The 11,542-nt window shown below is 69.6% G+C and carries 7 protein-coding genes (1 of these 7 running past the window's edge); 4 read left to right on the top strand and 3 right to left on the bottom strand.

Annotated features, from left to right (window positions below; genetic code table 11):
* A protein-coding gene (gene mbfA, locus V5F84_RS01140) for an iron exporter MbfA (protein ID WP_394046383.1) crosses the window boundary here: on the top strand, positions 1-170 show its 3' end. The gene continues 808 nt to the left of window position 1, outside the view; 170 of the gene's 978 nt are visible here — the last part of the coding sequence; its start codon lies beyond the left edge, outside the window; its stop codon occupies positions 168-170.
* A 36-nt stretch (positions 171-206) separates the two neighbouring features.
* On the opposite strand, the gene V5F84_RS01135 is transcribed toward mbfA, so the two are convergent.
* Positions 207-1,400, bottom strand: coding sequence for an acetyl-CoA C-acyltransferase (locus tag V5F84_RS01135; RefSeq protein WP_394046381.1), 1,194 nt, complete (start codon positions 1,398-1,400; stop codon positions 207-209).
* Positions 1,401-1,426: 26 nt separating this feature from the next.
* On the bottom strand, positions 1,427-2,722 hold the full coding sequence (locus tag V5F84_RS01130; protein ID WP_394046379.1) for an MFS transporter: 1,296 nt from the start codon (positions 2,720-2,722) through the stop codon (positions 1,427-1,429).
* Between the two features lie 159 nt (positions 2,723-2,881).
* Here V5F84_RS01130 and V5F84_RS01125 point away from each other — a divergent pair, with 159 nt between their 5' ends.
* Positions 2,882-3,499, top strand: coding sequence for a TetR/AcrR family transcriptional regulator (locus tag V5F84_RS01125; RefSeq protein ID WP_394046377.1), 618 nt, complete (start codon positions 2,882-2,884; stop codon positions 3,497-3,499).
* A gap of 27 nt (positions 3,500-3,526) precedes the next feature.
* On the opposite strand, the gene V5F84_RS01120 is transcribed toward V5F84_RS01125, so the two are convergent.
* Positions 3,527-4,795, bottom strand: coding sequence for a dicarboxylate/amino acid:cation symporter (locus tag V5F84_RS01120; protein ID WP_394046375.1), 1,269 nt, complete (start codon positions 4,793-4,795; stop codon positions 3,527-3,529).
* Between the two features lie 294 nt (positions 4,796-5,089).
* Here V5F84_RS01120 and V5F84_RS01115 point away from each other — a divergent pair, with 294 nt between their 5' ends.
* Together V5F84_RS01115 and V5F84_RS01110 are read left to right on the top strand one after the other, a co-directional pair.
* A complete protein-coding gene (locus tag V5F84_RS01115) occupies positions 5,090-7,102 on the top strand; it encodes an autotransporter assembly complex protein TamA (RefSeq protein WP_394046373.1) in 2,013 nt (670 codons plus the stop codon).
* Positions 7,102-11,409, top strand: coding sequence for a translocation/assembly module TamB domain-containing protein (locus V5F84_RS01110; protein WP_394046371.1), 4,308 nt, complete (start codon positions 7,102-7,104; stop codon positions 11,407-11,409). The genes V5F84_RS01115 and V5F84_RS01110 overlap by 1 nt, the downstream gene beginning before the upstream one ends.
* The last annotated feature ends 133 nt before the right edge of the window (positions 11,410-11,542 follow it).

The raw sequence follows: 11,542 nt of genomic DNA, 5'->3' as shown, positions 1-11,542 counted from the left end.
AATTCTGGACCGCGACCGCGCTCGCGGTCTTCGTCGTGTTCGTCGAACTGTGGGCGATCGCCTGGATCCAGAACAGATATATGGAGACGCCCTTCGTGCGGGCGGTGTTCCAGGTGGTGCTCGGCGGCGCCCTGGTGCTCGCCGCCGGCATCCTCATCGGCAGCGGCTGAGAGTGTCCTGTCAGCCGCGCCAGCCCGAACGGGTCGTCAGTGGACCCGCTCGACCGCGATCGCCGTGGCCTCGCCGCCGCCGATGCACAGGGCGGCCACACCCTTCCTCATGCCCCGCCGCTCCAGCGCGTGCAGCAAGGTCACGATCAGCCGCCCCCCCGTGGCGCCGATGGGGTGGCCGAGCGCGCAGGCGCCACCGTTCACATTGAGTTTTTCGGGCGGAATCGACAGATCGCGCTGCGCCGCCATGGCGACGGCAGCGAAGGCTTCGTTGATCTCGAATAGATCGACATCCGCCACGTCCCAGCCGGTCTTGCCGAGAAGCTTGCGGATCGCCGGGATCGGCGCCGTGGTGAACCAGGCCGGGTCCTGGGAATGGGTGGCGTGGGCCTTGATCTCGGCCAGGATCGGCAGGCCGTCCCGTTCGGCGATGGAACGGCGGGTGAGGATCAGCGCCGCCGCCCCGTCGGCATTTGCCGAGGAGCTTGCGGCCGTGATCGTGCCGTCGGGGCGGAATGCCGGCTTCAGGCCCGGGATCTTCTCGGGCGAGACTTTCAGCGGATTTTCGTCATCGGCGACAATCAGGTCGCCCGCCTTGGCCTTGAGCACATAGGGGGCGATCTCGGCCTTGAAATCTCCGTCGGCGATGGCGCGGCGGGCGCGGGTCAGCGTCTCCACCGCATAGGCGTCCTGGTCGGCGCGGGTGAATTGATAGGCCTGGGCCGTCGCCTCGCCGAAATCGCCCATGGGACGTCCGCCTTCATAGGCGTCCTCCAGGCCATCGAGCAGCATGTGGTCGAGCACCTGGGCATGGCCGGCACGATAGCCGGCGCGCGCTTTCGGCAGCAGATAGGGGGCATTGGACATGGATTCCATGCCGCCGGACACGACGATCTCGGCCGAGCCGGCTGCGATCAGGTCGTGCGCCAGCATGGTGGCCTTCATGCCGGACCCGCACACCTTGTTGATGGTGGTGGCGCCGGTGGCATCCGGCAGGCTGGCCCCGCGTGCCGCTTGCCGGGCCGGAGCCTGGCCCTGGCCGGCGGGCAGGACACAGCCCATCAGCACCTCGTCGATGCGCTCGGCGGCGAGGCCGGAACGCGCAAGCGCGGCGCGGATCACATGGGCGCCGAGTTGGGGCGCCTGGGCCGGCGCCAGCGCGCCGAGAAAGCGGCCGAGCGGGGTGCGCACGGCGGAGACGATGACGACAGGATCGGAAAGCACGGGCATGGGATGCCTCCTTTGTGGATCGAGGATTATGCGGCGGACGTCGGCGCGGGAACGGGCTCGGCCGCTCGGCGGTTCAGGGTGACCAGCAGCGCAGCCGCGATCAGGCACAGCGCGCCGGCGATGAAGAACGCCGGCAGATAGCTGGAGAGCACGGTGCGCGAGAGGCCGGCACCGAAGGCGGCGGTCGCGGCGCCCATCTGGTGGCCGGCGAAGATCCAGCCGAAAACGAGGTTCGCCTTCTCCCGCCCGAAACGCTCGGCGGTGAGCCGCACCGTGGGCGGCACCGTGGCCACCCAGTCGAGCCCATAGAACACCGCGAAGATCGACAGGCCGTAGAAGGTGAAATCGGAGAACGGCAAATAGAGCAGGGAGAGCCCGCGCAGGCCGTAGTACCAGGCCAGCAGCCAGCGGTTGTCATAGCGATCGGACAGCCAGCCCGACCCCACCGTGCCGATGAAATCGAACACGCCAATGACCGCCAGCATGCCCGCCGCATTGACTTCCGGCACGCCGAAGTCCGCGCACAGGGGAATGAGATGGGTCTGGATCAGGCCGTTGGTGCTGGCGCCGCAGATGAAGAAGGTGGCGAACAAGACCCAGAACACCCGAGTCCTGGCCGCAAGGCGCAGCGCATCCAGCGCCGCCGCGGCCACCGATTGTGGCGGGGTGACGAGGGTCAGGGCCGGGCCCTTGTCGCCATAGGCGAGCAGGCCGAGGTCGGACGGGCGGTCGCGCATCAGGGCGAGAACCACCAGTCCCGCGATCGCCAGCACCGTGCACAGCAGTGCCAGCGCGACCCGCCATCCGTAATGATCGGAGAGCATGGCGAGCGCCGGCATGAACACCAATTGCCCCGTGGCCGAACTCGCCGTCAGCAGGCCGATCACCAGGCCGCGCCGGTGGGAGAACCAGCGGGTCGCGACGGTCGCGCCCAGCACCAGGGCCGTCATGCCGGTGCCGAACCCGACCACGACGCCCCAGAGCAGGATCAATTGCCAGACCTGCGTCATGGCCAGCGACAGCAGCAGTCCGCCGCCGACGAGGCCGAGCGAGCACAGCACGATGCGGCGCAGGCCGAAGCGATTGAGCAGCGCCGCCGCGAACGGACCCATGAGGCCGAAAAGCAGGAGGCGCACCGCCATGGCGGCGGAAATCTCGGATGTGGACCAGCCGAATTCGCGTTGCAGCGGCAGGAGCAGAACGCCGGGCGCACCCACCGCCCCCGCCGCGCTCAGCATGGTGAGGAAGGTAACGCCGGCAACCACCCAGCCATAATGAATGCCGCGGGCCGCAAGAAAGGCGGCGAGACGATTTGACAACATCAGCAGGGCTCCGCGACGCCTGGGCGGGTCGAGATGGATTAATGATGACGATCATCATATTTGAAGATAAAGTATGGGCATCATGATTAAAGTCAAGTCGACCGTCGCCCGCACCGCGCATCCCTGCCGGCCCGAGGCATGCGGCGCAGGGAGGGGTGCGTGGTGAAGGTTTCCAAGGAAAAGGCGGCGGAGCATCGCGCCGCGATCATCGCCGCGGCATCGCGCCTATTTCGCGAGCGCGGCTTCGGTGGCGTCGGCGTCGCGGAGATCACCCGCGCCGCCGGCCTGACCCATGGCGGCTTCTATGGTCATTTCGCCTCGAAGGATGCGCTCGCCGTCGAAGCCTTCGACGCCGCCTTCGCGCGCAGCGTGAAGCGGATCGCAGCGCGCGCCGCGCCCGACGGCGGGGGCCTGCCGCGCTATCTGGATTTCTATCTCTCGCCGGCGCATCGCGACGCGCCGCAGGACGGCTGCCCCATGGCCGCCGTGGCGACCGAGGTGGACCACCAGGACGCCACGGTGCAGCAAGGCTTCGCCTCGGGCATCGCCGCCTATATCGCCGCGTTCGAGAGCCTTTTGCCGGAAGAGGCCGGGGGGAATGCCGCCCGCCGCCGGGCGCGGGCCATCCTCATGGTTTCCGCCCTGGTGGGCGGCATGGCGCTCGCCCGCGCGGTCGCGAGGAGCGACGCGGCCCTATCCCAGGAGATCCTCGACGACCTGCACACGCAATTGCTCGCACTCGCCGAACTTGAGCCGGAATCCTGCGCCCGGGCCTAGCCTCGGCGGGCGGGGCAAGGCGCCGCCTCAGGCGGCCACCGCAAGGTCCTCGTCCTCGTCGGTGGTCCCGGCGTCCACATTCTCGCCTTCCCATTTGGCGACCACGGTGGTGGCAATGCCGTTGCCCAGCACGTTCGTCGCCGAGCGCCCCATGTCGAGAAACTGATCCACGCCGAGCACCAGAAGCAGCCCCGCCGCCGGCAGGTGGAACATCTCCAGCGTCGCCGCCACCACCACCAGCGAGCCGCGCGGCACGGCCGCCATGCCCTTGGAGGTGATCATCAGCGTCAGCAGCATGACGATCTGCTGGGTGGTGGAAATCTCCATGCCATAGGCCTGGGCGATGAACATGACCGCGAAGGTCGAATACATCATCGAGCCGTCGAGATTGAACGAATAGCCGAGCGGCAGCACGAAGCTGACGATCTTCTCGCTCACCGGCACCTTCTCCAGCTGGCGCATCATGCTGGGATAGGCGGCTTCGCTCGATGCGGTGGTGAAGGCGACGACGAATGGCGCGCGCACCAGGCTCACCACCCGCAGCGCGGTCTTGCCGAGGATCGCATAGCCCACCGCCACCATCACCAGCCACAGGATGAACAGGCTGAAATAGAACGAGGCCATGTAGCGGCCATAGCTCAGGAGAATGCCCGGCCCATGCTCGGTGACGGTCGCCGCCATGGCCGCGAACACCGCGATGGGGGCGAGCGCCATCACATAGCCGGTGATCTTCAGCACCACGTGGGAGGCTTCCTCGATCAGGCCCACAAGCACCTTCGCCTTGTGCCCGGCGGATGCTGCGGCGAGCCCGAACAGGATCGCGAACACCACGATCTGCAACACCTCGTTATTCGCGAGCGCGCCGACCGCGCTGTCCGGCACGGCATGCTTGATGAAATCGTGCAGGGAGAAGTTCGCCTCCTGCACGCCGGTGGCGGAATTCACCGCCGGCAGCGGAATGTTCAGCGCATGGCCGGGCTGGAGCAGGTTCACCATGATGAGGCCGATGAACAGCGACACCAGGGAGGCGGTGATGAACCAGATCATCGCCTTTCCGCCCACCCGGCCGATGGTCTTCATGTCGCCCATATGTGCGACGCCGGCCACCAGCGAGGTGAACACCAGCGGGCCGATGATCATCTTGATCAGCCGCAGGAAGATTTCGGTCAGCAGGGAGATGTGGTCGGCGATCTGGCGGGCCGTGTCGGGATCCGGCCAGAGCCGGTGGTTGGTGTAGCCGACGACGATGCCCAGCACCATGGCGATGCCGATATAGACCGTGAGTTTGTGCTTCACGCCAGCCCCCAATCCCGCCCGGCATTCGTGCGCCGGCTGCCCCCCACAGGCCCGGCGAAGGTCGCATTCCCATTGAATCGTGTCGAGCCGTTTGCGCGCCGAATTTGGCTGCGCGCGCACTGTCCGCGCCAGGGTTGCCAAAATGGCACGCGAGCAATTCCAGAGCCTTAGCTTCATCAAACGTTAAGCGCGATCCGCCCCGGCGGATGGACGCGCAGCGCGCGTCCCGGTACAATGGCGGGGAAAAGGGAGGCGAACGGGCGTTACATTTTGCGGAATGCTCCTTGGCGGCCAATGTCGCGAAACATTGCCCCTTGCGCGGCGGCGCTCCGCGGGTCCTGCCTTTCCGGCCTGCTGCTGCTGGGATGCTTTTTCACGCCCGCCGCCCTGGCGCAGGCGCCCGCCGCTCAACCCGCGCAGTCTTCCGAACCCGCCTCAGCCGATAACGCCGCCACCTTCTTCGACCGCGCCATGGCCTGGTTCGATCCCGACCGCGCCAAGGACGAGGCGCCGGCGGCGGACGCGGTGCCTTACACCGTCACCTTCGACGTCACCGGCGAGCCCTCGCTGCGATCCAACGTGTCGGGGGCCTCCAATCTGGAATCCCTGAAGCGCAACGCGCCCTCCGGTGCCGCGGGCCTGGTGCGGCGGGCGCTGGCGGATCGCGACCGCATCCTCGCGGCGCTCTATGCCGAGGGTTATTACGCCGGGACGGTGACCATTCTCGTAGCGGGCCGGCCGCCCGACGCGCCGGACGTGTTCCCCGCCGTGGATGCGGCCCGCGCTGCGGGTCCGGTGCCGGTGGTGGTGAAGGTGGCGACGGGCCCGCGCTTCACCTTCGGCACCATATTGGTGCTGGATGCGGCGACCAAGCGGCCGCTGGCGGAGGCGCCGACGCCGCGCGCGCTGCGCCTGATCGCCGGCGAACCCGCGCGCTCCACGGCCGTGCTCGGTGCCGAGGGCACCATCGTCGCCGCCTTGCGGGACAGCGCCCATCCCTTCGCCAAGGTGGTGGGCAAGGATGTGGTGGCCGACCATGCCGGGCACACGCTGAACGTGACCTTCCTGGTCGCGCCCGGCCCCGTGGCGACCTTCGGCCCCTTCACCGTTGCCGGCACCAAGACGCTGAAGCCGGAGTTCGTTTCCGAGCGCATCGAGATTCGCCCCGGCGAGCCGTTCTCGCCCGCGCGCCTTGCGGCCCTGCGCAAGCGGCTGCTGACCTTCGAGATCATCGGCGGCGTGCGCTTCAAGGAGGCGGACCGGCTGAATGCGCAGGGCCAATTGCCCATCGAGGTGGAGATCAGCGAACGCGACCCGCGCTATGTCGGCTTCAGCGCCAAATATTCCAACACCGACGGCTCGGCCGCCAATGTCTTCTGGGGCCACCGCAATCTGTTCGGCGGCGGCGAGACGCTGCGGCTCGACGGTCAGGTGTCCTGGTTCGGCAAGGAGCCGGACTCGGTGCCCAACGCCGACCCCTTCGGCTATCGCTTCGCCGCGACCTTCATGAAGCCCGGCATCATCACGCCGAATGACGATCTGGTGGCCCAGGCGGCGATCCTGCGGGAAGTGACCAACGCCTATGTGCGCCAGGGCGAGACCTTCGTCGGCGGCATCCGCCATCGCTTCGACGATACGCTGAACGTGCAGGTGGGGGTGGATCTGGAGCAGTCGCAGGTGGAAAACGCCATCAGCCTGCGCGACTACACCATCGTCGGCGTGCCGGTCGAAGCCAATTACGACACCACGGATTCGCTGCTGGACGCCTCGCGCGGCATCCGCGCCAGCGCCACCATCGAGCCGTTCGCGCTGTTCGGCCAGTCCGGCGCCGGACCCATGTTGATGAAGGGCTCCATCGCCGCCTACCACGCCCTCGACGAGGACAAGCGCTATATTCTCGCGGGCCGGGTGCAGGCGGGCTCGATCGTCGGCGCGGATTTCTACGACGCGCCGCCCCAGCGCCTGTTCTATGTGGGCGGCGGCGGCACGCTGCGCGGCTATGATTATCAGTCGGCGAGCCCGCGCGATGCCTTCGGCGACATCATCGGCGGCCTCAGCTTCTTTGCCGCCTCGGTGGAGGCGCGCATCCGCGTCACCGACACCATCGGCATCGTGCCGTTCCTCGACATGGGTGCGGCCTTCGCCTCGGAGACGCCGGACCTGTCCGAGCTGCAATATGGCTACGGCATCGGCCTTCGCTATTATACCGCCATCGGGCCGATCCGGCTCGATCTGGCCTTCCCCGTGAATCCGCAGGTGGCCGGCACCCATTACGGCCTCTACGTCAGCCTGGGGCAGTCCTTCTGATGGCGATCCTGATCCGCATCCTGAAAGGCCTCGCGCAGGCCGCGGCGATCGCCTTGGTGGCGGTGGTGGCGTTCGCCCTGCTGGCCTTCGGCATTGTCCAGACCCCGCCCGGCAAGGCCTTCCTTGCCCGCTTCGCCTCCGAACTCGCCTCCGCCAACGGGCTGCGGGTGACGCTCACCGGCCTCACCGGCTTCGTGCCCGGGGACATCGCGCTGGCGCGGGTGGAACTGGCCGATCCGAAGGGCAATTTCCTGGAGCTGGAAGACCTGCGCCTGCGCTGGTCGCCGCTCGCGCTGCTGTCGGGCACGGTGGATGTGGCGCTGGTAGAGGCGGCGCGGGTGAACGTGCTGCGCGCGCCCGACCTTCCCCCGCCCGCCACGCCGGCGGCGCCGTCGGGCCCGGGCGGCGGCGTGGCCCTGCGCGTCGTCGTCGACCGTCTCGCGCTCGACCAAATCGATCTCGCCGAGCCGGTCCTGGGCCGCAAGGCGCAATTGCAGTTCGAAGGCGGCCTGCGCCTGATGGAGCCGGCCAAGGGCATTTCGCTGAAGTTCGACCTGGAGCGGCGCGACGAGCCGGGCGCGGTCGGCGGCTCCATCCGCTATGTGCCCGAGGCGCGTACCCTCGATTTGGACCTGACGGCCCGCGAGCCGGCCGGGGGGCTCCTCGCCCGCATGGCGGCGCTGGAGGGCCTGCCGCCGCTGGACGCCCGGGTGAAGGGTTCGGGGCCGCTGGAGAAATGGAGCGGAACCCTCAACGCCACCGCCGGGTCCGTGCTGCGGCTGGAGGGCACGGCCGATGTGGTGGCGCAGGGCGCCTCCCACCTCGCCACGCTTGCCCTCACCGGCGATCTGCAAAAGGCGCTGCCCGCCAATGTCGCGCCCCTGTTCGCGGGCGAGACGCGGCTGGAAGGCGCGGCGCTGATCGACCCCGCGCTGACCGTCGCGATCCGCCGGCTCACGCTGGCCTCGGCCGGGCTCTCCGCCTCCGTGGGCGGCACGTTCCAGACCGCTGAGGGCACGGCGGATGTGACTTTCTCCGCCACCGCGGGGGACGCGGCGGCCTTTTCCGCTCTGCTTCCCGGCATCGGCTGGCGCGCCCTGGCGGCGGAGGGGACGGTGAACGGCCCGCTCGCCGCGCCGCGCGCCCGCATTACCGCCTCCACGCAGGGGCTGACCGGCGCGGGCTATGGCGCGCAGAGCCTGGCCGTTACGGCCCGCACCGCCGATGACGGCACGGGCGGCCTGACCTTCCGCGCCGATGCCACCGCCGATGGCTTGTCCGCCGCCGATCCCGCCGTCGCCAAGGCGCTCGGTGCGCGCGGCACGCTGGCGCTGTCCGGCGTGCTGCCGCAGTCCGGCGCGCCCGAGGTGCGCGATCTTGCCGTCGCACTTGCCGGCCTCGATCTGAAGTTCGCCGGGCGCGCGGGCGCGGACACGATCGACGGCACGCTGAACATGCCGCGCCTGGATCTTGCCGCCCTCGCCCCGCTCGCCCACCAGCCCCTGCGTGGGGTGATTGCCCTCGATGCGCAGGTGCGGCGCGCCGGGCCGGGCGGTGCCATTACGCTGGAGCTGAACGGGTCCTCCCGCGACGTGGAAACCGGCATCGATGCCGCCGACGGCCTCGTGGGCGGTGCGGCGCAGGTGGCGGGCGGCCTCTCCTATGCGAGCGACGGCGCGCTCACGGTGCAGGATCTCAAGCTCGATGCCGCCGGAATCGCCCTTGCGGTCAACGGCAAGGTGGATCGTCGCGCCGCCGATCTCATCGGCGAATTGGCCTTGCGGGACCTCTCCCGGCTGGATTCCCGGCTCGAAGGCGCGGCCAACGGGCGGGCTGCTTTCTCCGGCACGCTTGATACGCTCAATGTGGTGGCGCGCCTCTCCGTGGATCAGGGCAAGGCCATGGGCCAGCCGATTTCCGGCCTCACCCTGGACGCGGACCTGAAGGATCTCACCGGCCGGATCGGCGGCACGGCGCGCCTCGCCGGGCAGGTGGGGGGCAAGCCGGCGCGCGGCGCGGCGACGCTCGCGACCGGGGCCGATGGCAGCCGCACCTTGAGCGGCCTCGATTTCGCGGTGGGCTCGGTGAGTGCCCAGGGCGCGCTGACGGCCGCCGCGAGCGGGCTTCTGACCGGGCAGGTCTCCTTCTCCGCCGGCAATCTCGCGGACGTGTCCGCCTTCGCCCTCACGGAGCTTGGTGGCCGGGCGGAGGGCAATGTGGTGCTGGACGAGGTGGCCGGCACCCAGCGCATCGCTTTGCGGGCGGATCTGGACAATGTGCGCGCGGCCGGTCAGCGGGTGCAGAATGCGCGCATCGATCTTTCCATCGCCGATCCGCGCGCCGGCACCGGCGCGCTGCGCGGGACGGTGGATGCCAACGGCATTTCCGCGAGCGCGCTCCAGGTGTCGCGAGTGCGCATCGTCGCCAGCGAGGCCGGCGGCGGCACCGCATTGACGCTCAATGCCGATGCCCAGGGCGCCGTCATCGCCGCCGCCGGCCGGCTGACCGCCTCGGCGCAGGAGCAGGCGTTCCGGCTCGACACGCTGCGCATCACCCGCGCCGGCACCAATGTCACGCTTTCCGCCCCCGCCACGGTGACGGTTCGCGACGGCTCGGTGGCGGTGGACCGCTTCGCCCTTGCCACGGGCGGGGGAAGCGTTGCGGTGCAAGGCCGCGCGGGCGATACGCTCGACCTCTCTGTCGATATCCGCGCCCTGCCGCTGGCGCTGGCGGCGCTGGCCGATCCCGCGCTGAACCTTTCCGGCACGCTGAACGGCAGTGCGCGCATCACCGGCCCCGCCGCCGCGCCCACCGGGCGCTATGATCTTTCCGTGCTGCGCGCCACCAGCCCGGACATCGCGCGCGCCGGCGCCGGCCCGTTCGACCTGCGGGCCAACGGCACGCTGGACGGCGGCAGCGTGCGCGTCGCGTCGACGATTTCCGGCCCCGCGCTCTCGGGCGTGTCCATTAACGGCACGGTGCCGTTCCAGGGCAATGGGCTGGATCTGTCCATGCGCGGCACCGTCTCGCTCGCCATCGCCAATGCGGTGCTCGCCACCTCCGGCGCGCGGGCGACCGGCACGGCGGCGGTGGATGCGACCGTGCGCGGTTCCCTTGCCGATCCGCGCGCCGGCGGCACGGTGCGCATCAGCGGGGGCCGCTATGAGGATGCGGTCAACGGGGTGACGCTGGATCGCATCCAGGCGGTGGTCACCGGCACCGATCGTTCGGTGACGCTCTCGTCGTTCCAGGCGGCGACCCTCAACGGCGGGACGATCCAGGGCAACGGCACCGTGACGCTCGATCCCGCCGCCGGCTTCCCCGGCCGGCTCGACCTGCGGCTGAACAATGCGGGCCTCGTCAACAGCGAGATCGTGCGCTTCGTCGCCGACGGGCAGATCGCCATCGGCGGGGCGTTCGCCACCCGACCCACCATCGGCGGGCAGATCCAGGTGCGGGCGCTCGACATCAATATTCCCGACCGCCTGCCGGGCGGGGCGCGGGCGCTCAATGTGCGCCATGTGAACGTGCCGCCGGGCAAGACCTTCACGGTGCCGCCCGCCCCGGCGCGCCGGCCGGCCGGGCAGGGGGCGGGCGCCGCCACGTTCCTGGCGAGCCTGGACCTGAGCGTGAACGCGCCCAACCGTGTGTTCGTGCGCGGCATGGGGGTGGATGCGGAGCTTTCCGGCACGCTCAATGTGCGCGGCACCAGCGCGGCGCCGGTGACGGTGGGCGGGTTCGAGCTGCTGCGCGGGCGCTTCGACATCATCGGCCGGCGGCTGGATTTCACCCGCGGCCGCGTCACCTTCAACGGCACCACCGACCCGGACCTCGACTTCATCGCCGAGAGCACGGCCAATGACGTGACCGCCCGCGTCACCATTTCCGGCCGAGCCTCGCAGCCGGAGATCGCCTTTTCCTCCACCCCGACCCTGCCGCAGGACGAGGTGGTGGCGCGCCTGCTGTTCGGCCGCTCCGCCGGCCAGCTCAGCGCCGGCCAGGCGTTGCAGGTGGCGCAGACGGTGGCGACCCTTTCGGGCAGCGGCAATGCCGCGCTCTCCTCGCTGCGCCGCTCGCTCGGCGTGGACAGCGTGGACGTGGGCACCAACGCCGCCGGCACCGGCGGCCAGTTCGGCATCGGCAAGCGGTTGAACGACCGGATCTATCTCGGCGTGCGGCAGGGCACCACGGCCGGATCCAGCGCCGCCACCATCGATATCGACCTGACCCGCAACATCCGCCTGCAAGGGGCGACGGGGGCCGATGGCGGCACGGAAGTGGGCATCGGCGCCCAATGGGATTATTAGGGTTTTCCCCGCGCCGACCCGCCGGTCCCGCCAAAATGTTTCACGTGAAACAATGGCTTAGCATAGACGAACATCGGTTTTGTGGGCGATCTCCGCGCTCGACCGCGCGTGTTTGGGCGATGAATCCGGCATT

Source organism: Roseixanthobacter liquoris (assembly GCF_043195135.2).
GTDB lineage: Bacteria > Pseudomonadota > Alphaproteobacteria > Rhizobiales > Xanthobacteraceae > NCEH01.
Note: the sequence above shows the minus strand (reverse complement) of the source record. Positions and strands in the feature narration are given on the sequence as shown.